The sequence below is a fragment of the Hymenobacter tibetensis genome (assembly GCF_022827545.1).
Classification (GTDB): domain Bacteria; phylum Bacteroidota; class Bacteroidia; order Cytophagales; family Hymenobacteraceae; genus Hymenobacter; species Hymenobacter tibetensis.
The window spans coordinates 5563900-5589807 of record NZ_CP094669.1; the positions used below are offsets into that span (position 1 = coordinate 5563900).

20 protein-coding genes are annotated in these 25908 nt (G+C 57.5%); 11 read left to right on the forward strand and 9 right to left on the reverse strand.

The window, feature by feature from the left end; genetic code table 11:
- Window positions 1-358: 358 nt before the first annotated feature.
- Window positions 359-4621 (forward strand): two-component regulator propeller domain-containing protein, encoded by a 4263-nt coding sequence (locus MTX78_RS22495; protein ID WP_243798529.1) that lies wholly within the window; start codon window positions 359-361, stop codon window positions 4619-4621.
- An 84-nt stretch (window positions 4622-4705) separates the two neighbouring features.
- On the opposite strand, the gene MTX78_RS22500 is transcribed toward MTX78_RS22495, so the two are convergent.
- Together MTX78_RS22500 and MTX78_RS22505 are read right to left on the reverse strand one after the other, a co-directional pair.
- On the reverse strand, window positions 4706-5251 hold the full coding sequence (locus tag MTX78_RS22500) for a GNAT family N-acetyltransferase (RefSeq protein WP_243798530.1): 546 nt from the start codon (window positions 5249-5251) through the stop codon (window positions 4706-4708).
- Between the two features lie 62 nt (window positions 5252-5313).
- On the reverse strand, window positions 5314-5772 hold the full coding sequence (locus MTX78_RS22505; RefSeq protein WP_243798532.1) for an SUKH-3 domain-containing protein: 459 nt from the start codon (window positions 5770-5772) through the stop codon (window positions 5314-5316).
- A 337-nt stretch (window positions 5773-6109) separates the two neighbouring features.
- On the opposite strand from MTX78_RS22505, the gene MTX78_RS22510 reads away from it, so the two are divergent.
- Complete coding sequence (locus MTX78_RS22510; protein WP_243798534.1) at window positions 6110-6421, forward strand: hypothetical protein; 312 nt, start codon at window positions 6110-6112, stop codon at window positions 6419-6421.
- Between the two features lie 78 nt (window positions 6422-6499).
- Complete coding sequence (locus tag MTX78_RS22515) at window positions 6500-7585, forward strand: NADH:flavin oxidoreductase/NADH oxidase (protein ID WP_243798536.1); 1086 nt, start codon at window positions 6500-6502, stop codon at window positions 7583-7585.
- A gap of 150 nt (window positions 7586-7735) precedes the next feature.
- Here the strand turns inward: MTX78_RS22515 and MTX78_RS22520 are convergent, their stop codons facing one another.
- Both MTX78_RS22520 and MTX78_RS22525 read right to left on the reverse strand, forming a co-directional pair.
- Window positions 7736-8587 (reverse strand): pirin family protein, encoded by an 852-nt coding sequence (locus tag MTX78_RS22520; protein ID WP_243798538.1) that lies wholly within the window; start codon window positions 8585-8587, stop codon window positions 7736-7738.
- 175 nt (window positions 8588-8762) lie between these two features.
- A complete protein-coding gene (locus MTX78_RS22525) occupies window positions 8763-10862 on the reverse strand; it encodes a beta-galactosidase (RefSeq protein WP_243798539.1) in 2100 nt (699 codons plus the stop codon).
- A 397-nt stretch (window positions 10863-11259) separates the two neighbouring features.
- Between MTX78_RS22525 and MTX78_RS22530 the strand changes: the two genes are divergently transcribed.
- Together MTX78_RS22530 and MTX78_RS22535 are read left to right on the forward strand one after the other, a co-directional pair.
- Entirely contained in the window at window positions 11260-13338 is a 2079-nt protein-coding gene (locus MTX78_RS22530) for a M13 family metallopeptidase (RefSeq protein ID WP_243798541.1), read from the forward strand.
- A 178-nt stretch (window positions 13339-13516) separates the two neighbouring features.
- Window positions 13517-15649 (forward strand): M13 family metallopeptidase, encoded by a 2133-nt coding sequence (locus MTX78_RS22535; RefSeq protein ID WP_243798543.1) that lies wholly within the window; start codon window positions 13517-13519, stop codon window positions 15647-15649.
- Between the two features lie 118 nt (window positions 15650-15767).
- On the opposite strand, the gene MTX78_RS22540 is transcribed toward MTX78_RS22535, so the two are convergent.
- Complete coding sequence (locus MTX78_RS22540; protein WP_243798545.1) at window positions 15768-16973, reverse strand: acetate/propionate family kinase; 1206 nt, start codon at window positions 16971-16973, stop codon at window positions 15768-15770.
- Window positions 16974-17248: 275 nt separating this feature from the next.
- Here MTX78_RS22540 and MTX78_RS22545 point away from each other — a divergent pair, with 275 nt between their 5' ends.
- Window positions 17249-17626, forward strand: coding sequence for a DoxX family membrane protein (locus MTX78_RS22545; RefSeq protein ID WP_243798546.1), 378 nt, complete (start codon window positions 17249-17251; stop codon window positions 17624-17626).
- A gap of 32 nt (window positions 17627-17658) precedes the next feature.
- Here the strand turns inward: MTX78_RS22545 and pta are convergent, their stop codons facing one another.
- The gene (gene pta, locus MTX78_RS22550) at window positions 17659-19749 is read right to left on the reverse strand and encodes a phosphate acetyltransferase (RefSeq protein WP_243798548.1); all 2091 of its coding nucleotides are present in this window, start codon (window positions 19747-19749) and stop codon (window positions 17659-17661) included.
- 222 nt (window positions 19750-19971) lie between these two features.
- On the opposite strand from pta, the gene MTX78_RS22555 reads away from it, so the two are divergent.
- Both MTX78_RS22555 and MTX78_RS22560 read left to right on the forward strand, forming a co-directional pair.
- On the forward strand, window positions 19972-20340 hold the full coding sequence (locus MTX78_RS22555; protein WP_243798550.1) for a BlaI/MecI/CopY family transcriptional regulator: 369 nt from the start codon (window positions 19972-19974) through the stop codon (window positions 20338-20340).
- The gene (locus MTX78_RS22560) at window positions 20337-21716 is read left to right on the forward strand and encodes a M56 family metallopeptidase (protein ID WP_243798552.1); all 1380 of its coding nucleotides are present in this window, start codon (window positions 20337-20339) and stop codon (window positions 21714-21716) included. The genes MTX78_RS22555 and MTX78_RS22560 overlap by 4 nt, the downstream gene beginning before the upstream one ends.
- 81 nt (window positions 21717-21797) lie before the next feature.
- Here the strand turns inward: MTX78_RS22560 and MTX78_RS22565 are convergent, their stop codons facing one another.
- Entirely contained in the window at window positions 21798-22139 is a 342-nt protein-coding gene (locus MTX78_RS22565) for a hypothetical protein (RefSeq protein WP_243798554.1), read from the reverse strand.
- Window positions 22140-22421: 282 nt separating this feature from the next.
- Between MTX78_RS22565 and MTX78_RS22570 the strand changes: the two genes are divergently transcribed.
- A complete protein-coding gene (locus MTX78_RS22570; protein WP_243798555.1) occupies window positions 22422-22844 on the forward strand; it encodes a hypothetical protein in 423 nt (140 codons plus the stop codon).
- Between the two features lie 146 nt (window positions 22845-22990).
- The gene (locus MTX78_RS22575; RefSeq protein WP_243798557.1) at window positions 22991-23431 is read left to right on the forward strand and encodes a hypothetical protein; all 441 of its coding nucleotides are present in this window, start codon (window positions 22991-22993) and stop codon (window positions 23429-23431) included.
- A 42-nt stretch (window positions 23432-23473) separates the two neighbouring features.
- Here MTX78_RS22575 and MTX78_RS22580 read toward each other — a convergent pair whose 3' ends face one another.
- Both MTX78_RS22580 and MTX78_RS22585 read right to left on the reverse strand, forming a co-directional pair.
- Window positions 23474-24238 carry a creatininase family protein gene (locus tag MTX78_RS22580; RefSeq protein ID WP_243798558.1) on the reverse strand — a complete coding sequence of 255 codons (765 nt, stop codon included), beginning with the start codon at window positions 24236-24238 and terminating at the stop codon, window positions 23474-23476.
- A gap of 29 nt (window positions 24239-24267) precedes the next feature.
- Window positions 24268-24906 (reverse strand): HAD family hydrolase, encoded by a 639-nt coding sequence (locus MTX78_RS22585; protein ID WP_243798560.1) that lies wholly within the window; start codon window positions 24904-24906, stop codon window positions 24268-24270.
- A gap of 403 nt (window positions 24907-25309) precedes the next feature.
- On the opposite strand from MTX78_RS22585, the gene MTX78_RS22590 reads away from it, so the two are divergent.
- Window positions 25310-25612 (forward strand): hypothetical protein, encoded by a 303-nt coding sequence (locus MTX78_RS22590; RefSeq protein ID WP_243798561.1) that lies wholly within the window; start codon window positions 25310-25312, stop codon window positions 25610-25612.
- Window positions 25613-25908 lie beyond the last annotated feature (296 nt).

A 25908-nucleotide genomic window follows, 5' to 3' on the forward strand; every position in this document is an offset into this window, starting at 1 on the left:
TAAGATGACTGCTGGCGAGCAGTGCGAGCCCCTTGTTTGGTGGACCCTAAAGTACCGGACTCCATCGGGCTACAGCAGGGGGATTTCCACAAAAAAGCAGGGGCAAATTGGTCTGTTCCGCCCTCAAAACAGGATTCTTCCGGCTGATAGTTGAATAAACTAGGGGTTTTTAGTCGAAAAAAGGGGTAAATTGGTCTGCGCTTGAAAAGTATGCTTGTCTGTAAGCTGCGTTTTCTCGGCCAACCGTCTTGTCTGATAGCTCAACTGTTATGGCTATAATAGATGAGCCCGTTAGGCCGAAAAAGGCGCACATTTTCCTTTGCTTTTACACCCCGCATGGGGTTGAATACCTAGTTCTATGAAATGGTCGATTGCCTCGGTCTGCTGTCTGTTTCTCTTGGCGTTGACGGGCCAGGTCGGCTGGGCGCAGAGCACGCCCGGGGAATTTCGGTTCGAGCATCTCACCGTCAACAATGGCCTCTCGCACAGCGACGCCATGGCCGTTGTGCAGGACAGTGCCGGCTTCCTCTGGATTGGTACCAACCGGGGTATCAACCGCTACGACGGCTACGACCTCAAGCAGTATTCTTTGCCCGTAAACTCCTCGAACGGCTTGTCTGGCAACCGGGTCCGGGCGTTCCACGTCGGGCGGAACGGGCGCTTGTGGGCGGGCGCGGAAAGCAGCGGCCTTAGCTTCTACGACGCCGACCACGACCGTTTTCAGCACCTGCGCGAGCAGGACGTACCCCTTCTGTACCGGCCGCTGGCCCGCCAGCTTGCCCAAGCCGACGTGGTAGTCATTGCCTCCGACCCGTACGGGCGCCTGTGGGTGGGCACCCAGCACCGCGGCATTTTCGTGCTGGGGTTTGATGCCCAAGGCAAGCTGACGCACCTGCGCCAAGTGCCACTCGCAGAAGACAACTACACCAACTACCAGGTGATGAGCTTGGTGGTAGCGCCGGAAAACCAGGTGTGGGTGGGCACCCTCGGGGCGGGCCTCCGCCTCGTTGAAGCGGGTGCCACGCTACCCGCTACGCTAGCGGCTCGCCGGGCACCGCTGGGCTTCGCCACCGTGCGGGCCGTACACCTAGACAGCCGGGGCGACCTATGGATTGGCACCAACCACCAAGTGCTTTGGGTGGCCCGCACGGACCGCCTGCGGGCGCGCAACCTCGCTGCCCATCCCCTACCCCAAGCCTGCCGCGACATTCATGCCCTGCGCCTCGACTCATTTGGGCGGCTGTGGGTGGGCACCGACTACGGTTTGTATGTGTGGCAGGCCGGGGCCGTAACGGGCAGTACGCCTCCCGTGCAGCCCACCAAGCCCACCCTGTTTTTGCCGGTGGGCGGCGACCCATTCAGCCTCCAATCCGAGCGGGTGCATCAGCTGTTCGAAGACCGCAACCAGGTGATGTGGCTGGCCGCTTCCGCCGGGGGCCTCAACAAAGTGGATTTGCGCCAAAAGCCGTTCGGGCAGTTGCAACGCCAGCTTACCGGCCAGTCTTCGCTGCCCAACAACTACGTCAACGCCATCTATAAAGACGAAGCCAACAACCAGCTCTGGATAGGTACCCGCAACGGCTTCTCGTGCTATGACTTAGCCCGCAAAACGTACCGCAACTACCTGAGCTGGCAGCAGTCCGGTGACGTGACCGGCGTGGATGTGTCGGCGGTTACGCAAGCCTCCGACGGCACGCTGTGGCTGGGGTCGCGCACCCACGGGCTGTACACGTTGAGGCGGTCGGCCGGAGCAGAAAAGCTTGAAAACCTCAAGGCCCTGTCCAAGCAGCCCGACAAGGCGGCGACGAGCATTGAAAGCGTGGTAGAAGACCAGTACCGCACCATGTGGGTGGCCACCTTCAATGCCGGCTTGGCGCGCTTCAACCAGGCCGGCGAGCTATTGCAAACCTACCGCGTAGCCACGGGCCTACCCACCGAACATTTCACGTACCTGCTCTACGACCAAAAGAAAGACGTGCTCTGGGCTAGCACCCGCGACGCAGGCTTGCTTAAGCTGCGCGTAACGGCCGACTCCTTGGTGCTGCTCAAGCACTTCCAGTACAACAAGCACGACGTCAACAGCCTGAGCATCAACTACACGTGGCCACTGCTGCAAGACCGCCAGGGCACTCTTTGGATTGGAACTATCGGCGGCGGGCTGCACCAGTTGGTCACCGACCAGCAAGGCCGGGAAACCATTCGGCGCTGCAGCCAATGGATGCCGGAAACCGACGTGGAAAGTATTCTGGCCGATGAAGACGGCCACCTCTGGATTGGCGGCACCGGCCTCTACCGCGTTACGCCCGCCACCCGCCACTACCTGCGCTACGACGTGGCCGACGGTCTGCAAAGCAACGCTTTCAAAATCGGGGCCGCCTGCCGGGCCCAGGACAGTACCTTATATTTTGGGGGCATCAACGGCATCAGCTATTTCAAGCCGCGTGCTATCCAAACCAACCCGTTTCCGCCAGTGGTGCGCATCACGGGCTTGCGCATTGCCAACAAGTCGGTGGCCGTGGGCGAAACCATCAATGGGCGCGTCTTGCTAACTAAAGACTTTGCGCGGCCCCAAACCGTAGCTATCCGCGACGACGAAAACGATTTCACAGTGGAGTTTGTGGGTCTTAATTATGCTACGCCCAACAAGCATCACTATGCCTATCAGCTGGTTGGCTATAACAAGGGCTGGGTGGAAGCCGCGCCCCGGCAACGGGCCGCCACCTTCGCCAACTTGCAGCCCGGCCACTACACGTTCTTGGTGAAAGCCAGCAACGGCGACGGTCTGTGGTCCAAGCAGCCGGCTCGGTTGCAGTTCACGGTACTGCCACCCTGGTGGAAGTCGTGGTGGGCTTATATGCTATACGGCCTCGCACTGGTTGGGGCACTGTGGGTGTACCGCCAAGTTACGCTGGCCCAGCAGCAGTTGAAGAGCAAGCTGGCCCTCGAGAAGTTCCGGGTGGAAAAGGAAAAAGAGCTTACAGACTTGAAGCTCAGCTTCTTCACCAACGTGTCGCACGAGCTGCGCACGCCGCTCACCCTTATTCTGGGGCCAATGGAGGAACTGCTAACGGCGGCCCATCGGTTTACGGGCCTCAAAGACAGCATCGTGCTCATGCACAAGCAAACGCGCAAGCTGCTGGACTTAGTGAACCAACTCCTGGACTTCCGCAAGGTGGAAGCCGGTCAGGTACCGCTGCGCGCCGCCCGCGCCGATATTGTGGGCTTTCTGACGGAAATCTTCTTGATTTTCAAGCTCAAAGCCGAAGAGCGCCAGCTGACCTACACGCTGCTGGCCCCCTCCGAACCCGTGGAGCTGTACTTCGACCAAGGCAAGCTGGAAATCGTGCTGACCAACCTGTTGTCTAACGCGTTCAAGTACACCCGGGAGCAAGGCAGCATCACGGTTACGGCCACGGTAGTCGGCGACCCGGCCAGCCCGGCCGTTTTCGGCGCCACCGGCCTCGACAACAACTACCTGGAGATAAAAGTAATCGACCAGGGCATCGGGATGGAAGCTTCGGAGCTAGCCAACATTTTCGATGCCTACTACCAAGCCTCCCAGACCGAAACCCTGCGCATGATGGGCACCGGCATTGGGTTGTCGTTGGTCAAGCAATTTGTGGAGCGCCACCTAGGCGAAATCACCGTGGAAAGCGAAGTGGAACAAGGCGCGACGTTTACGGTGCGCCTGCCGTTCGGCCATCAGCACCTGGCCCTCACTGATTTGGAACCGGCTGCTTCCCACGCGGAACCTACTTTCCACACGCCCGCCTCCCAGTTGGCTACTCCTGCTGCCGAGCACTTGCCGGAACCCTTGGAAGAACCCCGCACGAGCACCCGCCGCCTGCTTATTGTGGAAGACAACAGCGACGTGCGCCACTACTTGGAGCTGTTATTCAATTCCGAATACGATGTAAGTGTGGCCGCCGATGGCGTGGAGGGCTGGGAGTTGGCGCAAGTCCTGCTGCCAGATTTGGTTATCAGTGACATCATGATGCCCGGCAGCACCGGGTTGGAACTGTGCCAGAAAATCAAGCAGCACCCCCAAACGCTGCACATTCCGGTGGTGCTGCTCACGGCCCGAACGGCGGCCGTGCACGAGTTGGAAGGCATGGAAATGGGAGCCGACGACTATGTAAGCAAACCCTTCAACCCGAAAATTCTGCACGCAAAGGTTTCCGCCATCCTGCGTAACCGCTGCAAGCTGCGCGAATTTTACGAGCGGCAGATTTTGCTGGAACCCACGGAAATCACCATCCCGGAGGTGGACCAGCAGTTTTTGGAGAAGGCCATGCACGTAGTGGAGCACAATCTCGCCGACTGCGACTTCAACGTGCAGGTGCTGATTCGGGAAATGGGCATGAGCCAGTCGTTCTTCTACCGCCGCATCAAGAGCCTCACGGGCCGTTCGGTGGTGGAGTTTATTCGGGATGTGCGCATGAAACGGGCAGCCCAATTGCTGGCTAGCACCCCGCTTCGGGTGTCGGACGTAGCGTACCAGGTGGGGGTGCAGGATTTAAAGCACTTCCGCACCGTGTTCCACAAACTCTACGGCATGACGCCCTCCGAATACGCCAAGCAGCACCGCGGCAGCGAGCACATAGACCAGCTAAGCTACTAGCTATACCCTGTTGATTTACAGCTCATAGACTCAAGCACAGCCACTGCTCGCCGCATCAGCTTAGCCCGAGGGTCGGCGTAGTGACTATGCCACTTCCGGCTCCACTTCCCGCTCGAAACGCAGGCGGCCGTCAATGTGAGTGCCAGCGGCTTGGAAGCCGTTGGCGAGCAGCACGTGCTGAGAAGCCGGATTGTCGGGGTGCGTGTAGGCCAGCAGATGGCGGACCATACCCGTGCGGGCAGCTTGTTCAATCAGGCCGCTCACCATTTCGGTGGCAAGGCCCTGCCGGCGCCAATCCGCTGATACAGAGTACCCGATTTCGGTGGTGCCAGTAGCATCGGGCGGGCCCATGAAGCCACCAGCACCGATGAGGGTGGCGGGCATAGTGGCCGTGGCCTTGAGAATAGCATACCAGCCGTACCACCCCGCCGCCGTGCGCCCGCCGGCCGTGAGCTGTTCGAGGAAGTAGTGCATGGCCTCTTGGTCGTATTCGCCGGGGGGCCAGTCGGTGGGCATGGCGGCACCGAGCAGCACCGGGAAGTAGCGGGGTTTGTGGAGTTCGGCCGTGAGTAGGGCGCGGCTGGCGGCCAACAGCGTGAGACGTGGTGTTTGGTGGATAAGCGGAATCATGGGGAAATATACGCGGCCCAGCCGGGTAGGTACTAGTTGAAGCCCACGAATACGCACTTGGGCTAGCTTTTAGCGAGCACCTCTTTGAAGGGCCAATCCAGCAGAATAGCTTCAATACCAAGGACTCCCGCGCTGGCAATCCGATAAAATCCGCCGTGAAATGCGCCGTAGAGTGCTCCATCCTGGTCCATGAGCAAGCATAGCGGATCGGTATACGCTAAGCCCACCACCGACAAAACGCCGTGCGGTACTCGCACGCTGTACTCTTGCAGCAGATAAGCTAAGTCGGGAAACGCCGCACCTTTTTCCACGTCGAAAAATACCCGGCTGGTGCTGTGGTCGTGGCGGGTGAAGTAGCAAGAGAGGCCCCCAAATTCGCGAAGAAACGCTTCGGCGGCGGGCAGCCACGGCAACCCCAACCGGCTGGCTTGCTGCCGGTACAGCTTCGTGTCAACGGTGCGACCCGGAAACCAACCGGCTTCCGTTAAGAGATGGTGCACTTCGCTGAAAAAAGCAAACATGAGTAGCAAGGTTGGGCCGTAAGCAGAAGGTAAGATAAAGAAGGCAGCGGAAGGTAGCTGGAAATACTGCTGGCCTCACTGCTAGTTCTGGCTTTCTGTGCCCAGTGCCGCTCCACTGGGAGCAGCCGGCAGCAGCAGGCTGCCTATTAACTTCCCGGCTCCCTCCTATTCTTTGCCTAATTAGACGATAAAAAACTGGTAATCAAGCACGAGCGTACAATAAAGACGGCAGCGCATGCAACGCAACAGCTACGCATAGAGTCTTTCCTATACTTGCGGCTACGGAGGCGTACCGCCATACAAGAGCCTCTAGTATTCATTTGTAAAACACACGGGTATGAAAAAGCTGCTGTTTTCGTTGCTAATAAGCTGGTGGGCTGGTGGCTCGCCTGCCCTGCTAGCTCAGGGTATGCCGGTTGTGTCGCCTCCTGGTGCGGTTCCCCAGCGCCCTGCCCAGCCGCCGCGCCCTGTTACGCTGGATGTTGAGGCTTCTTCTCGCAAACCAAGCAAGCTGAAGCCCACCCTAAAGCCCGACAAGCAGAAGCCCGAAAAGAAAACGTCGAAACCCAAAGCAGGCGCGCAAACGGGGCTGCTACCAGCGAATAGTCGGCACACGCGCGGCGGCGATGCAAAGGGTGCAGCTGCGTAAAGCATAAGTTAAGTGAAACCCTGAGCGCCAGGAACAGTTAATGCAGACCATTCCTTCTGCACTTTTTAGTTTGCTTATATGGCTGTTTCCGCTCTTTTCACGCCTTTCACGTTGCGCGGTATTACGTTGCGCAACCGCATTACCGTGTCGCCGATGTGCGAATACAGTAGCCAGGATGGCTTTGCGAATGATTGGCACCTCGTACACCTTGGCAGCCGCGCCGTGGGAGGCGCCGGCCTGATTCTGACCGAAGCGGCCGCCGTATCGCCGGAAGGCCGCATCACACCCGACGACCTTGGCATCTGGAAAGATGAGCACATCGCGGGCTTGCGCCGCATCAACGAGTTCCTTGTCAGCCAGGGCAGTGTACCCGGCATTCAGCTGGCCCATGCCGGCCGCAAAGCTAGCCACGAGAGTCCCTGGAAAGGCGGCACCGTGGTGCCCGAATCAGCGGGCGGCTGGCAGACGGTTGCGCCAAGTGCCGAGGCATTTACCAACAGTGAACCCGCTCCCCTAGCCCTCGACAAAGCCGGCATCGAGAAGGTACGGGCCGATTTCAAGGAGGCTACGCGCCGGTCTTTGGAAGCTGGCTTTCAAGTAATTGAGATACACGCAGCCCACGGGTATCTGTTTCACGAGTTTCTGTCGCCGCTCAGCAACCACCGCACCGATGAGTACGGCGGCTCGTTCGAGAACCGCTGCCGCCTGCTGCTGCAAGTAACCGAAGACACCCGCGCCGCGCTGCCCGATAACCTCCCGCTGGTAGTGCGCATTTCGGCCACCGACTGGACCGAAGGCGGCTGGACCATCGACGATTCGGTGGCTCTTTGCCACCTACTGAAAGAGCGAGGCGTGGACCTAATCGACTGCTCTACCGGTGGCAACGTACCGAAGGCTGATATTCCGGTTGGCCCAGGCTACCAAGTGCCGTTCGCAACCCGCGTCCGGGAAGAAACCGGTCTACCAACCGGCGCCGTGGGCATGATTACCACCGCCGCGCAGGCCGAAGAAATTATCACTAAAGGCCAGGCTGATTTAGTGCTGCTTGCCCGTGAGCTACTCCGTGACCCGTACTTCCCGTTGCACGCTGCCCACGAGTTGGGCGCTGAGGTGAAGTGGCCCGTTCAATATGAGCGCGCGCAGCCTAGGCAGGAGAAACGCTAGCCAAGCAAGTCATGGGCAACAGCTTATCTAGTTGCTAGTTGACTTGAATATCAATTTATACAACAAGCCCTTGCTACCAGTGGTAGCAAGGGCTTGTTGTTGTCTGCGAGGCGTACGGTTGCTCTACCACGCGGTACGGCAACCTATTCTTTATGCCCAGCGGCCGAATTTGCCGGCTTGGTAATCCTGGTAGGCTTGGCGGATTTCGTTTTCGCTGTTCATCACGAAAGGGCCAGCCGCCACAATGGGCTCTTGAAACGGCAGTGCGTGGCCGAGCAGCAACACCGCGTCGGATAGGGCTTCGATGTGTAGTTCGTCGCCGTCGTAGTTGAACTCGGTGAGGCGCAGGGCTTCGGTTTCCTGTCCGTTTACGCGCAGCTTACCCCGGATGGTGTAGAAGAAGATGGTGCGTTCGGCGGGAATAGGTAGCTGCCATTTACCGCCCGCCTGAAAGTTGATGGTGGCCAACTGCATGTCGGTGAGCGGCTGCACAGCACCTGCAGTGCCAGCCCACTCTCCTGATACGGCGTGAATAGCTACGCGGCCTTCGTCTAGCGTAACGGTCGGAATTTCAGGCTCCTGCAACCCAGTATACGCTGGGGCCGTCATCTTGTCTTTGGCGGGCAGGTTCACCCAGAGCTGCAAAATTTCCAACGGTCCGCCGGTGCGCTTAAACTCCGGCGACGATACCTCCGCGTGAATCAGGCCGCTGCCCGCCGTCATCCATTGAATGCCGCCCGCCCCGATAATGCTCTGGTGCCCGCCGGTATCTTGGTGCATGATGTCGCCGGCCAGAATGAAAGTCACCGTCTCGAAGCCGCGGTGCGGATGCGGACCAAAAGGCAGGCCCTGGTTGTTGGGGCGATACACCTGCGGGCCGTGGTGATTCAAAAACAAGAACGGGTCGAGGTGCTCCACCGACTGGGTGGGCAAGGCCCGGTACGTAATCAAGTCGGCTATGGGAGAACTGACGGCACGGTGCTGCTGCTTGATGGTGCGCATGAACGGAGGGTATAGTAGAGGTGGCTGATAAACTCTGGAACGCGGTGCGGGGTTTCAGTTTCCCAAGCGGTGTAACGTAGTAGCTCCCCAAAACAGTCATGCCCAGCAACGCCGGAACACACCCATCTTGGGGAGCTACCAATGTGCAGTGGCTACCTAGGTCCTTCGCATAGAACTAGTTGCTGGTCCAGACCGTGACGCCGGGGCACGGCAGCACTTTCTCGCCCAGCACGATTTTGCTGCCCGCCGGCAGGGGCAGCGTGTACGGCTTCGAGGAGTAGTTGACGGCCACCCAAAACCCGTCGCGGTACTCCACGTTCACGCCCGCCGGATAGTCGGCGGTTTTGATGCCAGCTTGCTGGTACACGGACCGCATGATGTTCTTCTCCAACTCGCCGCCGTCGGTATCAACGCCTACATAAGTGACGGTGCCTTTGCCTTGCTTGACCTGCGTAACGGCTGCTTGGCCGACGTAGTACTGGTTGGTATAAGTACCCAAGGTTTGGGTGCCCGCCGAGGGCTTAAGCACGTCGCCCCAGTTGTTCCAGCGGTAGTTCTTGCCCGCAAAGCTCACTTGCCCGTCGGTGTCGGGCATCATCATATCAAAGAACTGCACCTGGGCCCCAATCAGCTTGTAGATAGGGGCCGCCCAGGTGGCCTGCCACAGGTGGCTGTCCCGGTCTTTCTGGCCGGTGCGGCAGGTTATGACTAGCTGGCCGCCGTTGTTGGCGTAGGCTTGTAGCTTGGCAATCAGGGCGGCATCAACCAGCTGATAGGCAGGCACTACCAGCATCTTGTAGGCGCTCCAATCCATCTGCTCGGACACGAAATCGACGGGGGCACCGAGGGCTTTAGCGGCCAGGAAGTACTTCATCTGGTGCCCGAACGGGTCCCACTGCGTGGTTTGCTTCTGGATGTCTTGGTCCCAGAGGTTGTCCATGCTGGTTAGGATGGCCGTGCGCCGGGTGGTGACTTCGGTGGGTGGGGTGACAGCGGGCTTGTATTGCTTGCGGAGTTCCTTCACTTCCGTGATGTACTTGGCAAACTCCAGGCCGCCGGGCGTAGTCGTCACGCCGTCGGAACCTACGATGCCGTAGTGATACATCTCGGAGCCGTAGAGCGGCTGGCGAAAACGGTACGTGCAGTTAAGGGCCGTGCCGCCGGCAAAGGTGTGCCATAGCCACATGCGCACCGAGCCGGGCTCGGGCTGCGGGTTGATGGCGCCCCAGTTCACTTGGCCCGGCTGCAATTCCATCACCCCAAACACCCCTTTGTTGAGGGCGTGGTGGTAGTCGTTGAGAAAAGCCAAGCCCGACATCGAGCCCACCCGGAATCCTTTGTCGCCGAGCATCTCGTCGGCGCCGTGCACGGGGTACTTGGTGTAGCAAGTGAAGTCCAGGTTCTTGGTGCGGGTGGGGTCGAAGCCGGGCGCGTTTTCCATCACCATGTAGTTGGTCATAATCCACTGGTCTGGCGACAGATGCTTGCGCAGCGTAGCGGCTTGGAAGTCCAGGAACCCCGCCATCTGGTCGGCCACAAAGCGCTTGGAATCTAGCACCGCGTGGGGACTCGGACCATAGAGCAGGCGCTGGTTCGGAATGTTGATTTGGTCGAAGTCGTTGTATAGTACGCTCCAAAAGGCCGCACCCCAGGCTTTGTTCAGCGCCTCAATGGTGCCGTACTTCTGCTTGAGCCACGTCCGAAATTTCTGTTGAGCGGCCGGACTGAAATCCACGCCGCGGGCGGGTTCGTTGTCGAGTTGCCAGCCCATGATGCGCTTGTCTTTGCCGTAGCGCTTGCCCAACTCGGTCACGATTTGCTCGGTGTACTTGCGGTACACGTCGCTGGAGGTGGAGTAGTTGTTGCGCGAGCCGTGCTCGGCGGCCTGGCCTTCGCTGTTGCGCTGGAATATCTCGGGGTGCTTCTGCGTGAGCCACACCGGGGGCGTGGGCGTGGGGGTGCACATAATCACCCGCATCTTGTTCTTGTCGGCCAGGTCCACCACTTTGTCCAGCCACTTGAAGTCGTATTTGCCTTCCTTGGGCTCCATGAACGCCCAGGCAAACTCGCCCACGTGGATGTACTCGAACCCTAGGTCGGCTATCTTCTTGATGTCCCGGTCCCACTGGCTTTCATCCCAGTGCTCGGGGTAGTAGTACACGCCAATCTGGGTGAGCTTTTCCTTGGGGAAGAAGCGTTGCGGCGACTGCGCTGATTGGGCGAAGCCACTCGCGGCAATGCACCAGAGCAGCAGCAAAAGAAAAGCTTTTTTCATAGGTATAGAAAGGAAGTTGATGGCAAAGAAAGCGGGAATGTTTGGTCGATAGAAAGACGGTTATCTGTTTCCGATAAAGAATTGTACGGTACCCCACCCCCGGCTCCTCCCCTTCGAGAGAGGGGTGTCAGACGAAAAGCTACAAACACCACTAGAACACACCCCTCTCCCGGACGAGAGGGGCCGGGGGTGGGGTCCACCGTTGCACCTTCACCCGAAAGATTAGCACTTGAAATAGTGTTTGTGCCGCAACGCCAAGCGTTGCGCGGTGTCCTTGTCGTTAAGACAAGATGAAGCGTAGGTTTCCTGAACGCTTTATCTTGCCGCCTGCTCTGCCCCTTCCACCGACGTATTACTCATGCAGAAAAACTACTACTCGCTTGGCTTAAAGACCGTTATGGTTTTGTCCTTAGCTGGGTGCACCACCAGTAAACCAACCACTTCCACGGGCACCACCACTCCGGCTGACGCTGCCAACGCCACGGCGGCTGCGGCGGCCCCATCTAGCAAAGGAGTGGGCATTAATCCAGCTGATATCAACCCGTCGGTGTCCCCTTGCGACGACTTTTTTCAGTTCTCGGGTGGCAACTGGCTGAAGAGCAACCCCATTCCGGCGTACGCTTCCAGCTGGGGGCCGCGCAACCTGCTCGGCGACCGGACGCAAGCCATGCTCCGCCAGATTCTGGAAGAAGCTGCGGCCAATACTTCGGCTACCAAGGGCTCTAACCTCCAGAAGGTAGGCGACTTCTACGCGTCGGGCATGGATTCGGCGGCACTAGACAAGGCGGGCCTAACGTACTTGCAGCCAGAGCTAAAGCGCATTGCGGCCATCAAGGACTTGAAAAGCCTGCACGCCAGCCTGGCCCGCCAGATGGCGCTTAGCACGGGCGCTTTTTTCCGGGCCGGCGTTGGCCCCGACCGCAAGAACAGCACGGTGTACGCCGTCAACCTCTACCAAGGGGGCCTCGGTATGCCCAACCGCGACTACTACCTCAAGGACGATGTCCGCTCCACGGCCATCCGCACGGCCTACACCACCTACATGACCAACACCTTCCGGCTCATGGGCGACTCGGAAGCGGCGGCCAAGCAGAAGGCCGAAGCGGTATTGGCGTTAGAGAAAAAGTTGGCCCAAGCCAGCAGAACGCCTGTGGAGCTGCGCGACCCCCAAGCCAACTACAACAAAATGACCGTGGCCGACTTTCAGCGCCAGTACCCCCACGTGGGGCTACCGGTGTTGCTGGCGGCTCACGGGTTGGGCGCGGCCAAAGAAGTAATTGTGGGCCAACCAACTTTCTTCCAAGAGCTTAGTGCTGTGATGAATGCCACGCCGCTCGCCGACAGCAAAGCCTACTTAACCTGGCAGTTGGTTAGCTCGGTGCCCTCGGCGCTGCCCAAGGCGTACAGCGACGAAGCATTCCGGTTTCAGCAGGTACAGAGCGGCACCAAGCAGCAACCCGTCCGCTGGAAACGCATGCTGGCTGCCACGGATGCTACGCTCGGCGAGGCGTTCGGGCAACTCTACGTAGACAAGGCATTTCCGCCAGCAGCCAAGCAGAAAGCCCTGGAAATGGTAGCCAACATCCGGGCGTCCATGGCCGAGCACATCCAAACCAACACCTGGATGAGCGACGCCACCAAAGCCGAAGCCTTAAAAAAGCTAAACGCCCTGCGCGTGAAAATCGGCTACCCCGACGTGTGGAAAGACTACTCGGCCCTGACTGTTTCGCGAGAGTCGTACCTGCAAAACGTGCTGGCAGCCCGGCAGTGGAACTACGCTCAAAACGTGAAGAAATACGGCGGGCCCATTGACCGCAACGAGTGGGGCATGACGCCGCCCACCATCAACGCCTACTACAGCCCGCCGATGAACGAAATCGTGTTTCCGGCCGGCTACCTGCAACCACCTTTCTTTGACCCCAACGCCGACGACGCCGTCAACTACGGCGCCATCGGTGGCGTGATGGGCCACGAAATGACCCACGGCTTCGACGACCAAGGCCGCCAATACGACTCGCAAGGCAACCTCCGCGACTGGTGGACACCCGCCGACGCCGCGGAATTCACGAAGCGCGCCGCCGTGGTTGGCCGCCAGTATGATGCCTTCTCGCCCCTCGACTCAGTGCACGTGAACGGCAAGCTGACCATGGGCGAAAACCTGGCCGACTTCGCGGGCCTCACCATCGTGTACGGCGCGCTTGAAAAGCAGCTCCAGAAGCAGTACGGCGACAAGCCCCGCCCCGTCATTGATGGGTTCACGCCCGAGCAGCGCTTCTTCCTGAGCTGGGCTCAGCTGCGTCGCCAGAACATTCGGCCCGAGGCCCTGCGTCAGCAAATCCTCACTGACCCGCACTCGCCGGGCCAGTACCGCACCATCGGGCCGCTCATGAACATGCCGCAGTTCTACGAAGCCTTCGGCTGCAAAGACGGCCAGAAGATGGTCCGCACGGAAAGCGACCGGGCCAAGATTTGGTAGGCGCTATCGTTCGTAACCACTAGCTTAACAAGCATTTGCGTAGGCCACCTGCTGCCCAGGCAAGGAACCTAACTCAAGTTTATTTTGATGTAGTGAAACCTTGTACCGGCTAACGCTACCGCAAGACACACGGCCTCATAGTATCAATACCAATTTCCCACAACCCTTTTTCCACTGTATGATTTCGAACAGAAACTTACTCCTTACGCTCGGCACGGCCGCTGGCTTTGCCCTAGCTGGCTGCGCCTCGTCTACCCCCACCACTGCGCCAGACCGTGCCGACGCTACGCCAGCCTCTACTACCGCTAGCACTACCACTGAAACCGCGGCAGCAGCTTCCGTGCCGGGCGTTGGCCTAGACCTGGCCGGACGGGACCTGTCGGTTTCACCCTGCGACGACTTTTTCCACTATGCGGGCGGTACGTGGCTGAAAAACACCCCCATTCCCGGCGCTCAAACCTCGTGGGGCTCATTCAACATCCTCCGCGACCAGAACAATGCCGCGTTGCGTAGCATTCTGCAGGAAGCCGCCGCCAACACGTCGGCGGCCAAAGGCACCAACGCCCAGAAAGTTGGCGACTTCTATGCTTCCGCCATGGACTCGATGGCCATTGAAAAGGCTGGCTTGAAGTACTTGCAGCCCGAGCTAGCCCGCATTCAGGCCGTGAAGGATTTGAAAAGCTTGCAGAACGCCTTGGTTCGTCAGCAAAAGCTGCAAACCCGCTCGGTGTTTGGCTTGGGCGTCAACCAAGACCGTAAGAAGAGCACCGAGTATGCGCTCTACATCTCGCAAGGCGGCATCAGCATGCCCGATCGGGACTACTACCTCAAGGATGATACCCGCTCGAAAACCGTTCGCACAGCCTACATCACGTACCTAACCAACCTCTTTAAGCTGCTCGGCGACAACGAGGCCACGGCCAAGAAAGGCGCCGAAACGGTAGTACGCCTGGAAACCCGATTGGCCAAGGCCAGCAAAGAGCGGGTAGCGCTGCGCGACCCGTACGCCAACTACAACAAAATGACCGTGGCGGAAGCCAATGCGCAATTTCCTAACCTCGGCCTTACCGCTATGCTGCCGCAGTTGGGCTTGTCGTCGGCTAAGGAAGTGATTGTAGGTCAGCCTGATTTCTTCAAGGAAGTTAACGTCGCGCTCAAGCAAGAGCCCATTGCTGACTGGAAAACCTACCTGCGTGCCCACCTAGTTGGGTCGATGGCGTCGGCGCTGCCCAAGGCGTATGTCGACGAGGAATTCCGCTTCACACAGGTGCTGAGCGGCGCCAAGCAGCAGCAGCCCCGTTGGAAGCGCATGAACCTGGCTACGGATGCGGCGTTGGGCGAAGCGTTCGGCCAGCTGTACGTGGAAAAAGCCTTCACCCCCGAAACCAAGGCGAAAGCCCAGGAGATGGTGGCCAACATCAAGGAAGCCATGGGCGAGCATATCCAGCAGCTTTCTTGGATGAGCGAGGTAACCAAGAAGGAAGCCCTCAAAAAGCTGAATTCATTTAGCGTCAAAATCGGCTACCCCGACAAGTGGAAAGACTATTCGGCGCTGAATATCACGCGCGAGTCGTACTTGAAAAACGTAATTGCCGCCCGCGAATGGGAGTCCAACGACCGGATCAGCCGCTATGGCAAGCCCATCGACCGGTCGGTGTGGGGCATGACGCCGCCCACGGTGAATGCCTACTACAACTCTTCGCTCAATGAAATCGTGTTCCCGGCGGGCATCATGCAGCCCCCGTTCTTCGACCCCAAGGCCGACGACGCGGTGAACTATGGTGGTATTGGTGCCGTTATCGGCCACGAAATCACCCACGGCTTCGACGACCAAGGCCGGCAGTCGGACGCCGAGGGTAACCTGCGCGACTGGTGGACCAAAGAAGATGCGGCAGAATTCACGAAGCGCGCCGACATGGTGGGCAAGCAATATTCAGCCTTCCAGCCCCTGGATTCGGTGTTCGTGAACGGCAAGCTGACCATGGGCGAAAACCTAGCCGACTTCGGTGGTTTGGCCCTCGCTTACTCGGCCTTGCAAAAGCAGCTAGCCAAGCAGTACGGCAACGGCCCACGCCCCAACTACGACGGCCTTAAGCCCGAGCAGCGCTTCTTCCTGGGTTGGGCTCAAGTGTGGCGCACCAACGCCCGCCCCGAGGCCCTGCGTCAGCAAGTGCTAACCGACCCGCACTCACCCTCGCAGTTCCGCACCAACGGCCCGCTCATGAACATGCCCGAGTTCTACGAAGCCTTCGGCTGCAAGGAAGACGCTAAAATGGTGCGCGCTAAAAACGAGCGTGCGAATATTTGGTAGAAGCTAATACTAGTTCCCCTCCTCAACTGAAGAGGGGAACTAGTTTACTTGCTTGCAAAAAGGCGACTTGCTCCGTGCAAGTCGCCTTTTATTTTAAAGCAGCTGGTATGCATGACTTCTACTCCACAGCCTCTAGCAATTCCACGCACTGGCGGGCAATTTCCAGTTCCTCATTCGTGGGCACTATCAGCACCTTTACCGGGCTATCGGCTTGGCTGATTTCCCGGATACCTTTGGTGCGTTGGGCGTTCTTTTCCTCGTCGAGCTGCACGCCTAGGTAGTCCATGTTCTGGCAGACTAGCTTACGCACCAGCGCGTCGTTTTCGCCGACCCCGGCCGTAAAGATGATGGCATCGAGGCCGTTGAGGGTGGCGGCGTAGGCCCCGATGTATTTCTTGATGCGGTACGCGTAGAGGTCGTAGGCAAGTTTAGCGTTGGCGTCGCCGGCTTCAATGGCAGCGGTGATGTCGCGCATGTCGCTGAGGCCGGCAAGGGCCAGCATGCCGCTTTGCTTGTTGAGTAGGGCACTCACTTGCTCAGGCGTGTAGCTTAGCTGGCTGATGAGGTGGAACACCACCGAGGGGTCAATGTCGCCGGAGCGGGTGCCCATCACTAAGCCTGCCAACGGCCCAAATCCCATGCTCGTATCCAGTGACTGGCCACCGCGCACGGCCGTGACGCTACAGCCGTTGCCGAGGTGCACACTCACCAGCCGGGCTGCGGGGTTGTGGAGGTACTGGGCTGCCTGCTCGGTTACGTACTTGTGGCTAGTGCCATGAAACCCGTACACCCGAATGCCTTGCTCGGCATACAGCTCCGTTGGAATGGCGTAGCGGTAAGCCTGCTCGGGCATGGTCTGGTGAAACGCCGTGTCGAACACCGCCACTTGTTTGGCTTGGGGAAACGTCTTCTCGGCCACTTCAATGCCCCGGCAGTTGGCCGGGTTGTGCAGCGGCGCCAACGGAAACAGCTGGCGAATAGCTTCTTTCACGGCCGGAATAATCTGTACTGTAGCCGCAAATTCCTCGCCGCCGTGCACCACCCGGTGCCCCACCGCTTCCACTTCGCCGGGGTCCTGAATGACGCCGAGCTGTGGGTCGGCTAGCAGCCGCGCCACTTCGCGCAGTCCCGCTTCGTGGTCGGGTAGTTCCACGCTCAGCACAGTAGTCGTTTCCTGCTCTCCCGTCATCAGCTTGTGCGTTACGACGGCGTTGTCGAGCCCAATTCGCTCTACTAGGCCACTGCAAGCCGGAGCTTCTGAGGGCCACCGAAAGAACTGGTACTTGATGGAGCTGCTACCGGAATTAAGAACGAGTAGGTTCATGTGAGGTTGGGTTATGCACGTGGGCAACACTGCAAATAGGCCAGGTAGCTACACGACACGCGCCGACGCACATTGCATCGGGCTGCGGAACCTGGTTTATTTGCCGTACAGCTCCTACTTGGTTGGTAGCCAGAGTGTCGCAGGCTAGAAAGGTGAAAGACAACAGTTGACTTTGTAGATAAATAACAGGTATTTGGAAGCCCCGTGAAGAGTAGGTCCGGCTGCTTTTCCGGGTAGTGGTAGCTGAGTGTCTAATTACAGAAACCAATAAAGTCATGAAACAGAGAATACTATTTGTGGTGTGCCTGCTATTTGGGCTGATGTTTATTAATGCAGGGCTCAACAAGTTTCTCAATTATATGCCCATGCCCGCAGATTTGCCCGAGAAGATGGTGAAAGCCACAGCTGCTTTCACAGAAATCGGGTGGATAATGCCGCTGGTAGGAGCTGCTGAGGTGATAGGAGGCGTGCTCTTTATAATTCCGAAATTCAGAGCCTTAGGAGCCATCATCGTTTTCCCTATTGTAATAGGCATCCTGCTGACCAACATCGTGGCGGCGCCCTCGGGCCTGCCCATTGCGCTGGTGCTCTTGGCCATCAACCTGTGGGTGCTTTTCGAAAACCGCGAGAAATACCTAACCATGATAGCCTAGGCAGCAGACAACCGCTCTTGCCTGCTACTACCTTACCCCTGCGCCTGAATAGCCGTGATAATCACCGTGTTGTACACGTCCTCCACGGTGCAGCCGCGGCTCAGGTCGTTGACGGGCTTGTTGAGGCCCTGTAGCACCGGCCCAATGGCCAGGGCCCCAGTTTCGCGCTGCACGGCTTTGTAGGTGTTGTTGCCGGTGTTCAGGTCGGGGAAGATGAGCACGCTGGCTTGGCCGGCCACTTCCGAACCCGGCAGCTTCTGCCGACCCACCATGGGGTCCACGGCGGCATCGTATTGAATAGGCCCTTCCACTTTCAGCTCGGGATGACGTTGCTTCACAAGCTGCGTGGCCTGCCGAACCTTCTCTACATCTGCCCCCTCGCCCGAGGTGCCCGACGAATACGAGAGCATAGCCACCCGCGGTTCGATACCAAACCGCCGGCTACTCTCCGCCGACGACACCGCAATTTCAGCTAGCTGCTCGGCCGTTGGGTTGGGGTTCACGGCACAGTCGCCGAACACCGCCACCCGGTCGGGCAAGCACATAAAGAACACCGACGACACCACCGACACGCCCGGCTTGGTTTTGATGAACTGCAAGGCCGGCCGGATGGTGTGCTGCGTGGTATGCACCGCTCCTGATACCATACCATCGGCGTGGCCCTTGTACACCATCATACTCCCGAAATACGACACGTCGCGCATCATGTCGCGGGCCATATCATAGTTCACGTTCTTGGTTTTGCGCAGCTCGTAGAGCGTCTCCACGTAGTTGTTGTAGTTCTCGGCGTGGGCTGGGTCGATGAGCTGTACACGGCTTAAGTCCAGGTTCAGGCCGAGGCGCTTTACGGAGGCCGCAATAGCAGCAGGGTCGCCTAAGATGGTTAGGTCCACTACATCTTCGCTGAGCAGGCGGGCCGCAGCTCGCAGAATTCGGTCGTCGTCGCCTTCGGGCAGCACGATATGCTTGCGCTGGCTTTTGGCCCATTGCAGCAAACGGTACTGAAACATGTGGGGCGTAATACCCTCCGGCTCAAAAGTTACTATGCGCTCTTGCAGAGCCGTTACGTCAATGTACCGATTGAACGTGTCGATGGCCAGCCGAATCTTCTTGGGGTTGTCGGCTGTGATGCGCGACTGAATAGCCCCGATAGTGGTGGTGGTGAGGAAAGTACCGGTTTGCACCGCCAGGACAGGCACCACCGTTTGCAAGCCCTCGATGAGCCGCAAAATAGGTGCATCGGGTTCCAAGCCACCCGTGAGCACCAGCCCAGCCACTCGCGGGTAGTTGGCCGAGGCGTTAGCTTGCAGCGCAATGAGCAGAATATCGGCTCGGTCGCCGGGCGTTACGATCAGTACGTTCTCGGCAATACGGGTCAGGAAGTTGGGCACTTGCATAGCACCCGTAATAAAGTGGTCGACTTGATTGGTGAGGTGCTGCTCCCCGAACAGCAGCTTGCCCCCAAGCTGCTCTTTGATTTCCTTCATCGAAGGGTTTTGCAGGTCTTTATCGGCCGGCACCACCGCCAAAATAATTTCTTCTGGCAGCTGGGCCCGTAGCAAGCTGCGGACGTCGTCCACCTGGTCGGGGCTGATTTTGTTGGCTACCAACGCCAGCATTTGCACTTCCCGGGCTTCCACGTTGCGCCACACCGTCAGGGCCGTGTTCACCAGTTGGGCAGTGGTTTTGCTGCCCCCCGATATCACCATGATAACCGGTGCACCCAAGTTCTTGGCAATCGACATGTTGGCATCGAACTCGAACGCCGTGCCTTCGCCTACAAAGTCGCTGCCCTCTACTACCGTGAAGTCGTAGCGGTCTTCCTGGGTTTTAAACTTGTGGATAACGTTGTCGATAATATCGCCTTGCCGGTCGGCTTCCATCAGGCGCATGGCTTGGGGGCGCGTGTAGGCGTAGGTTTCGTCGTAGGCAATGGGCAGGTTGAAATAGCTCAACACCGTTTCGATGTGCACATCCTTCTTCTCGGAAGCTGGCGCATTGATGATGGGCTTGAAGTAACCGATTTTCTGCGCCTTGCCTAGCAACATATCCACTAAGCCTAACGCAATCAACGACTTGCCGCTGTGTGGTTCAGCTGATGCAATAAAGACGGTCTTGGTCATAAGGAAGTAGGTATAGGCTTTCCTACGGATAACAACCCGAACAGGCTGCCTGCCACCGGATTCGCACCTCGTTTTGGGAAACGCAGCACCTCGCTGTAGCAGGCTTGGGTTGGCTTGCGGCCACTATGGCAACTGCCCTGAAATTGTACGTGAAATAAATAAGGAGCTGCATATCCCTTTCTACGAAATATTCGTAGTATTACGAAAACATCGTAGATCTATATGGAACGACTGACCCAGCCCGAAGAAGAAGCCATGCAAGTACTATGGCAACTTAATGGGGGCTTTATCAAGGCTGTGCTGGAGCGATTGTCCGAACCCAAGCCTCCTTACACCACTCTGGCTTCTACCATCCGCAACCTAGAGCGCAAAAGCTACCTCCGCAGCGAGAAGTTCGGCAACACTTACCGCTTCACGCCCGCCATTGCCGCCGAAGAGTACCGCAAGCAGTCTATGCACTCTTTCGTGGGCAGCTATTTCCGAAACTCCTATAAGGACTTGGTTTCGTTTTTCGCGCAGGAGCAGAATATCAGCGCCGACGATTTAAAGGAAATCCTCGACATGATTGAAAACCAAAAGCCCAAGCCATGATACCGGAACTGCTTGTGTATTTGCTGAAGGTAAACGGAGCATTGTTGCTTTTCGTGGCCGTGTACTACACACTGCTGCGCCAGCTCACCTTCCATACCCTGAACCGCTGGTACTTGGTAGGCGCCATCCTGTTTTCGGCGTTGTATCCGCTGGTAGATATAGAGGAGTTGTGGATGCAGCCAGCAGTTTTCGACAATGAGTTACTTGTGTGGCGCTCATCATGGACCACCACGCAGGCAGCAAATTCACCTACAGTTGATTATGCCAGCTGGCTTCTGGCGCTGTATTGGGTTGGCGTAGCGCTAGCAAGTGGCCGGCTACTATTGCAAGGCATATCCTTATACCGGCTGCACCACGTGTCGCATCCCGATACTAGTGGCCTAGCATTCCGGCACGTACCACGTGCTGTTACGCCGTTTTCGTTCTGGCAGAACATCTATGTGAACCCGGAACAACACAGCGCTACCGAGTTGCAGGCTATTCTGCTGCATGAGCAGGTGCACGTACGGCAGTGGCACACGCTCGATGTGCTGCTCGGCCAAGTACAGCGCGTATTCTGCTGGTTCAATCCGGCGGCTTGGCTGTTGCAGCGCGCCATGCAGGAAAACCTGGAATTCATTGCCGATCGAGCAGTCCTTCAGACTGGCCACTTAGATAGTAGAGCGTATCAGTACAGCTTGGTGCGGCTCAGCACCCTGGCGCAGGGCCCGGCGCTTGTCACTCCGTTCACATTTCACCCACTCAAAAGCCGCATCAAGATGATGAACAGCCAGAAAACACCCCTACTACAAGTTGCCCGGTATTTCCTTGCGGCCCCATTAGCCGCGGCCTTACTACTAGGCAGCTGCACCCAGGCCGAGAAAGAGCTAGCCGTGCAGCCCAGCACCACTGCAGCACAGCACACCCTAGACAATGCGCTCTATTTTGTTGATGGTGTACAATCCACGAAAGAAGCTGTTGAGCAGCTCACGCAAGACCCGAACGCCGTTGCCACTATGAATGTGCTCAAAGGCGAGCAAGCTACTAGTCAATTTGGCAAAGCTGCCGCTGCTGGCGTCATTGTTATTACCACCAAAGCCAACGAGAATTCAGCGGCCGTAGTGGCGTTCAACAAGCAATTTAGCCCGACCATGAACACCGCCGACGCCTTAATTCTTATCGACGGCAAGGAGGCTAATGAGGCGACACTGAAGCAACTCCCTGCATCTAGCATCAAGGAAATGAAGGTCCTGAGAGGAGCGGCAGCAGAGCAGCAATACGGCGCTCGAGCCCGCAATGGTGTGATACTAGTTACCACCGGCGCGGCAGGGTTGGGCAAACTCAACCAACTGTATGACCACAACGGCGTGATAGGTATCACAAATAAAAAATGCTAAGCCGTACTATCATAAAGCAAAACGCCGCTCCCTGCTAGATGAGGGGGCGGCGTTTTGCTTTGGGGCCAGGTGCTATACAGCCTATTCCTTACGACGGTAGGGCCGGAAAGTAATGGCAGCATCGGCAGCAATCAAGCCACCAATACCACCATGGGCGGCGAAAAAGCTGCTAACAGCCGTTTCGAAACCCGCTTGGTCTTGTAAGTCCGTATCGAGGAGAACGTCGTGTTGATCGAGGGGAGCAGGCAGGGTGCTCAGGCGGCACCGGTCGATGCCCAACGGATGCTCGGCGTAGAGCCGCGTACCGTCTTGGGCGGCATGCGAATGGCGGTAGCGCCAGGCAGTGCTATGGGTGGTACGGCTGCTTGCTTCGGTGCGCGAGGTTGGCTCGAAGCCCAGACCTTGCAAATAATTTTCTGTCATTCTGCTAGTTACGCATAATTCAGCTAGCAACTGATGCAGCGTGCTTTGGCCTGCTCGCGTGCCGCCACTGCCTTCGCCGCATTGCTCTTAGCGCAGCAGCTATGAATTGCTAGGCAACAAGTAGGCTACCCCTGCACGGTAGGAGCTACCCGCTGGACGGTTGGAGGCTAGGTACAACTACAAAGCACAGTGGGGCTACAGGTGAAGCGGCGCGAAGAATTCAACAAAAATTTGAAAACCCAGCCTCTATTTTCGCCTATCTTGCCTGCCTAGTTTTGTAGTATGGCTGCCACTGCTCTTCCTGAAGTCCTATTACCTACCGCACACCGCGCCGACCTTGATATCTTGGTTGGACGTTGGAGCTGCCAGCCGGAACCAGACCAGTTGCCGGGTGCCTACGCCCATCTTACCCGCGAGGCAGTGGCTTCTGGCTGCCGTTTCTGGCTGCAAGATATTCGAAGCCGCACCCTCAACGACCCACACACCACGCAGTGGCTGCTCACCCAGTACTTTCCGCAGATGGCGAGCCAATTGGGTGGGCGCCTGTCCGTAGCGTACCTGACCAGCCCAACCCTGATGGAGCTGCTAGTAAATGCGCCCGGTTTCAGGACGCCCGACGCGTACGCCACCGAGCCCTTTGTTATTGCTTTCTTCGGTACCGAAGGCGAGGCGCTAACGTGGCTGGAACAACAACGAAGCCACTAAACAGGGCCCAGTAGAACCCGTTGAGAATCAGTCATACCCGCTGCAGAAGGGGGGTCCAAGTACAAGATCATGGTTCTGGTTGAACGCGAACAGGCAAGTCCCCGTAAGCGGAAGGCAACTACCCCGCGTTAGGCGGCTATTTCCTTATGTCTACCACTCCTCAACTCGACTATTTGGATCTACATTACCGCTCCGATTTGGGCATAGTGACGGCACGCTGGACGCGGCCAATGTCCTCCTCTGAGCTCCGCAATGGCTACCAAACCCTTCTGCGCTACGCCGCTACCTGCTCTGATTGCCGGTACTGGCTGATAGACTCGCGCCGCCGGGTGGAAGTGGATGCCCGCGACGTGCATTGGCTTACCAACGTTTTTTATCCCACGCTACGCACGCACATGCACGGAGTGGTATTTCTGGCCTTCCTGGTGGCGCCGTATCAGCTCCACGATGTGCAAGATGATTCGCTACCATCTCTCCCCCACAACCACGGCGACAACTGTTCGCTCAACCAGTTCATCAACGAAGGCGAAGCGGTGCATTGGCTGATGGCTCAGGGGGCCCACCCAGTAACGCAACGGGTTGCGTAGCAACCCTTACAGAATCAGCTAAAAGTAAGCCAGCACCTGGCGTTACTCGTACAAATCCTGGGTGTCGGTGGCAGCCAGCTCCGTCAGAAACTGCCCAATATTCGTACATACGGCCGCCAGAAAAGCCTCACCTTTTTCAGCGGTGGCCGCCGCTGGGTTGCCCACGCCGGTGTCGGCCGTTACTTTGCTCCACTCACGCTGCGCCCACGCCCATTCCCGGAGCGCCTTGATCCGAAACTGTCGGGCAGCCCCGTCCCCAGCTTCCAGTAGGGGCCGCACCAGTTCTGGCGCTATGTGCAGCATGGCGCTGGTTTCCAGCTCGTCAGCATGGTCGCCGGGAGCTTCAAAAAATCGGGTTCGGTCGGCTGCTTTAAACCAGTTGAGCGTGCAAAGAAATACCGTTGGAAACTCTGCCTGCAATTCCCGCAGTATTTGCCGGAAGTCGTTGCCACCGTGTCCGTTCAGCACCACCAGCTTCGGAATACCTTGGCGCGCCAGCACTTGCACTAAGTCACGCAAAATGGCTAGTTGCGTGCTCGGGTTCAGGTTCATATCGAGCGTGATATCCAGCTGGCCAGTGTTTACCCCGAAAGGTATGGTAGGCAGCACCACTACTTTGGCTCCTTGCTCCCACGCCACTCGGGCCGCTTCCGCTGCCACATAGTCGCACTGGAAGTTGTCGGTGGCATAAGGCAGATGGTAGTTGTGGGCCTCCGTGGCTCCCCAGGGTAGCACCACCACTTCGAAGTTTGTGTTCTTGACCTCCTGCCAGTTGGTTTCAGCTAATATATAGGGGCGTGGTGCCATACAAGACAAGCGTAAAGTGGACAGGACAACTACAGCAATTGGCGCAAGTCGGTGAAGGAATCTATGCGCATGGCGGCCTCCTCAGCTGGTACCTCACCGAAGCCGTACGTGGCGAAAATAAACGGAATACCACTTTTCTGGCTGGCTTCAAAGTCGCTGCGCGTGTCTCCAACATATACTGGCGCCTGAAGCTGGTACTGCTCGATAACCTCCAAGATGTTCTGAAACTTAGGTAGGTTCTTGGTTCCGAAGCATTGATGTCCTTCGAAGTACGACTCCAACTGACTATGCTGAAAAAACGCCTCTATGTAGCCGCGTTGGCAGTTGCTTACAATAAACAGCCGGTACCCTTGCTCCTGCAAGTAGCGCAGGGTGCTCTCAAGCTCCGGGTATAGCGTTCCGCCGTATTGCTCCACGCCACCTAACTCGTGCTGAGCGCACAACGCTTTGAATTCCTGGCGCTTTTCCACTGGCAATGACGGAAACAGCTTTTCGTACACCGCTTCGTAAGGTTGTCCGGTTACGGCTTGCACATCAGCCAGCGTGATGTCTTGTTCGATATAGCTAACGCTATTTTTAGCGGCCTGAAAGCCTTTCGTAACCGACTCTGTTGCATTCCAAAGGGTGCCGTCGAGGTCGAAAATCACACTGTCAAAGCGTGGCGTCATAGCTATGTTGTTGATGGTCAAATACGGCACCTGCGCGCCACTTGTGGCCTTACGAACGCCAGTTACCATGCTTTGTTTCACTTGACTGTTGGACGCATCAGGCAGTCATCCCACTTGTAACTGTTCTTTCCATCCAGCAATATGCTCAGGCTTTGGTGCATACTATAGCCTTGCCTGCGTGCTGTTACCCCGTTCTAATCAGGACAAGCAGCATAGTGCCAGTGAATTTGATAACGTTGAAAAGTATAACTTGTGCTATTCGGTGTATTTCGCTGCCAAGGAGCCAATCTTATATTATTCTATGCTTTAAACCGCTAAATTGCTGACTGTTGCCTATACGCTAGGATGTTGTTGGCCTCTCAGTTGTTCGAGCGAATACTAAAAACCCTCTTACTTCCCTCTTATGTACAAGATAGTTTTACTGTTTCTTTGCACGCTGTTCATGCTCTTCGAGCCGGATGCAGCCCAAGCAGCAGAAGCAAGCCTTCCCACCACCGAGGCTGAGAGTAGCCTCTATCCCAAGGTACCGCGCCCCAACTACAAGAGATACCGAGGCAACAGCCGCACCAAGAAAAAGAAGTTTGGCTACTTCCGCCGTAGGGCAGCTCGCCGCAAAGCAATGCGCAAACGCAGAGCCACGCCAGCACCACGCAAAGGGGTCATTTCGGTTGACGAGCCGAAAGGCACTATGCCGAAAAACAACTAGGCATACACGTCCTCCGTCTCCTTTGTTGGTCACTTGAAACTTCAGCCGCACTTGCTCTCAGAGTAGGTGCGGCTGACTTGTTTTACACTTGTACTGTGTTTTGTCACCTCACTCATTCAGTGATTTTAGCTACAACTAAACGCGCTTCTTGGTTCTCGAATTGATTCCGAACCAACTACTCTTTCCCATATCAAGACCCACAGTTGTACTTGACTGGACCTACACCGTGGAGTGCTGATTAGCAGCGAGTTATACACTAGAGCTACAGCCCCAGTTATCCCTTTACAGCAGTGGCG

What these genes read in the sequence shown, in the direction of transcription:
- MTX78_RS22495 (WP_243798529.1), top strand. Translation starts at nt 359, where the DNA reads ATGAAATGGTCGATTGCCTCGGTCTGCTGTCTGTTTCTCTTGGCGTTG.
- MTX78_RS22500 (WP_243798530.1), bottom strand. Translation starts at nt 5,251, where the DNA reads ATGATTCCGCTTATCCACCAAACACCACGTCTCACGCTGTTGGCCGCC.
- MTX78_RS22505 (WP_243798532.1), bottom strand. Translation starts at nt 5,772, where the DNA reads ATGTTTGCTTTTTTCAGCGAAGTGCACCATCTCTTAACGGAAGCCGGT.
- MTX78_RS22510 (WP_243798534.1), top strand. Translation starts at nt 6,110, where the DNA reads ATGAAAAAGCTGCTGTTTTCGTTGCTAATAAGCTGGTGGGCTGGTGGC.
- MTX78_RS22515 (WP_243798536.1), top strand. Translation starts at nt 6,500, where the DNA reads ATGGCTGTTTCCGCTCTTTTCACGCCTTTCACGTTGCGCGGTATTACG.
- MTX78_RS22520 (WP_243798538.1), bottom strand. Translation starts at nt 8,587, where the DNA reads ATGCGCACCATCAAGCAGCAGCACCGTGCCGTCAGTTCTCCCATAGCC.
- MTX78_RS22525 (WP_243798539.1), bottom strand. Translation starts at nt 10,862, where the DNA reads ATGAAAAAAGCTTTTCTTTTGCTGCTGCTCTGGTGCATTGCCGCGAGT.
- MTX78_RS22530 (WP_243798541.1), top strand. Translation starts at nt 11,260, where the DNA reads ATGGTTTTGTCCTTAGCTGGGTGCACCACCAGTAAACCAACCACTTCC.
- MTX78_RS22535 (WP_243798543.1), top strand. Translation starts at nt 13,517, where the DNA reads ATGATTTCGAACAGAAACTTACTCCTTACGCTCGGCACGGCCGCTGGC.
- MTX78_RS22540 (WP_243798545.1), bottom strand. Translation starts at nt 16,973, where the DNA reads ATGAACCTACTCGTTCTTAATTCCGGTAGCAGCTCCATCAAGTACCAG.
- MTX78_RS22545 (WP_243798546.1), top strand. Translation starts at nt 17,249, where the DNA reads ATGAAACAGAGAATACTATTTGTGGTGTGCCTGCTATTTGGGCTGATG.
- pta (WP_243798548.1), bottom strand. Translation starts at nt 19,749, where the DNA reads ATGACCAAGACCGTCTTTATTGCATCAGCTGAACCACACAGCGGCAAG.
- MTX78_RS22555 (WP_243798550.1), top strand. Translation starts at nt 19,972, where the DNA reads ATGGAACGACTGACCCAGCCCGAAGAAGAAGCCATGCAAGTACTATGG.
- MTX78_RS22560 (WP_243798552.1), top strand. Translation starts at nt 20,337, where the DNA reads ATGATACCGGAACTGCTTGTGTATTTGCTGAAGGTAAACGGAGCATTG.
- MTX78_RS22565 (WP_243798554.1), bottom strand. Translation starts at nt 22,139, where the DNA reads ATGACAGAAAATTATTTGCAAGGTCTGGGCTTCGAGCCAACCTCGCGC.
- MTX78_RS22570 (WP_243798555.1), top strand. Translation starts at nt 22,422, where the DNA reads ATGGCTGCCACTGCTCTTCCTGAAGTCCTATTACCTACCGCACACCGC.
- MTX78_RS22575 (WP_243798557.1), top strand. Translation starts at nt 22,991, where the DNA reads ATGTCTACCACTCCTCAACTCGACTATTTGGATCTACATTACCGCTCC.
- MTX78_RS22580 (WP_243798558.1), bottom strand. Translation starts at nt 24,238, where the DNA reads ATGGCACCACGCCCCTATATATTAGCTGAAACCAACTGGCAGGAGGTC.
- MTX78_RS22585 (WP_243798560.1), bottom strand. Translation starts at nt 24,906, where the DNA reads ATGACGCCACGCTTTGACAGTGTGATTTTCGACCTCGACGGCACCCTT.
- MTX78_RS22590 (WP_243798561.1), top strand. Translation starts at nt 25,310, where the DNA reads ATGTACAAGATAGTTTTACTGTTTCTTTGCACGCTGTTCATGCTCTTC.